This window comes from Mesorhizobium sp. M7A.F.Ca.CA.004.04.2.1 (assembly GCF_004022825.1).
GTDB lineage: Bacteria > Pseudomonadota > Alphaproteobacteria > Rhizobiales > Rhizobiaceae > Mesorhizobium.
Genome location: NZ_RZPH01001141.1, coordinates 1 through 1809 on the forward strand (window position 1 = coordinate 1; position 1809 = coordinate 1809).

Here is a 1809-nt window from a genome sequence, read left to right on the forward strand (position 1 = left end):
TGTCCGACCAGTCGAGCCTCGGCCCCGACACGGTCATCACCGGCCCGGTCTGGGACATGTATCCGACGGTCGAGCAGGCGATCAAACTGGTCAGGGCCGGCGTCTTCACCGCGCAGGACTATGGCGACTTCTCGCGCATGGCCAAGGGCGGCTCGCATCTGGCGCCCTACCACAAGTTCGACAAGACGCTGCCGGCGGACGTCAAGGAGCTGGTCGAGAAGAAGAAGGCCGAGATCCTCGAAGGCAATTTCCGGGTGGATGTGGACGAGAATACGCCGGTTTCGGATTGACGCTCTGGCTTTTGGGGTTGGTGCTAGGCGCCCCCCCTCTGTCCTGCCGGACATCTCCCCCTCAAGGGGGGAGATTGGCGGCTTTGTCGGCGGCACTCCTGCTTCGGCGTAGAAAATTGGCGAAAGCCGAAATGACATCCGATCTCCCCCCTTGAGGGGGAGATGGCCGGCAGGCCAGAGGGGGGTGCAGCGCATCCCTCTCAATCAAAGCTGAACCGCAAAGCCAACTCCGATCAGGAGCATCCTTGCCCTTGCCCGCCCCCCTCATCGAAATGCGCGGCATCACCAAGAGCTTCGGCGCCGTCAAGGCGAACGAGGCCGTCGATCTCAGCGTGGCACCCGGCGAGATCCTGGGGTTGCTGGGCGAGAACGGCGCCGGCAAGACGACGCTGATGAATGTGCTGTTCGGCGCCTATGCGCCCGATGCTGGGGAAATCCTCATCCAGGGCAAGCCGGTGCGGATCACCAGTTCCGCCGATGCGCTGGCCGCCGGCATCGGCATGGTGCACCAGCATTTTCACCTCGCGCCGCGGCTGACTGTGCTGGAAAATCTTTTGATCGGCATTCCCGGCAAGACAGGACGGATCGACCGCGCCGGCGGGCTGGCGCGGCTGGCCGAGATCGGCCGCCAGCATGGGCTGATGCTTGACCCGAACCTGCCGGTCTCGGCGCTGTCGGTCGGCGAGCAGCAGCGGCTCGAAATCGTCAAGGCTCTGTTTCGTGGCGCCAGGCTGCTGATCCTCGACGAGCCGACAGCGGTGCTGGCGCCAAGCGAGGTCGACGGGCTGTTTTCGGCGTTACGTTCTATGGCGGCGCAAGGTCTCGGCATCATCTTCATCTCGCACAAGCTCAATGAGGTGCGGGCGCTGACGCATCGCTGCACGGTGCTGCGGCATGGCCGCGTTGCCGGCCGCGTCGATGACCCGGCCAACACGACATCCTCGGAGATGGCAACACTGATGTGCGGCCATGAGATCGTGCCGCCGGCGCGGGGACCATCGGCGCCGGGTGCTGATGTGCTGACGCTCGACGGTATCTCAACCTCGCATCATTCCGGCACGGCGCTGCGCGACATATCGCTTGCCGTTCGTGCCGGCGAAATCCTCGGCATTGCCGGGGTGTCGGGCAATGGCCAGCGGGCGCTGGCGGAGGTGATCTCCGGCGTGCGGGCGCCCGATGCCGGCCGGATGACGATTGCCGGCCAAAAAGTCTCACGGTTTTCGCCGCGCGAGGTGCAGGCGCTCGGGCTCGGACGTATCCCGGAAGACCGTATGACGACCGGACTGGTGACCAACCTGCCGCTCGCCGATTCGATGGTGTTGCCGCGCATCGGCACCGCGGCGTTCAGCAGCAAAGGCCTGCTCAAGCCGCATGCGATCCGCGCTTTCGCTGAAGAACAAATCAAGGCCTATGACATCAGATGCCCCGGACCGATGACCCGGGCCGGCGCATTGTCCGGCGGCAATCTGCAGAAGGCGTTGTTGGCACGCGAGCTTGCCTTCGATCCGAAGGTGCTTGT

Annotated in this window: 1 protein-coding gene and 1 pseudogene; both read left to right on the forward strand. The window is 64.8% G+C overall.

What is annotated here, in order from left to right; all coding sequences use genetic code 11:
• A pseudogene (locus EN893_RS32220) lies at positions 1-290 on the forward strand (BMP family ABC transporter substrate-binding protein); the annotation flags it as partial.
• 251 nt (positions 291-541) lie between these two features.
• A partial coding sequence (locus tag EN893_RS32230) for an ABC transporter ATP-binding protein (protein ID WP_164901315.1) occupies positions 542-1809 on the forward strand: 1268 nt, incomplete at its 3' end.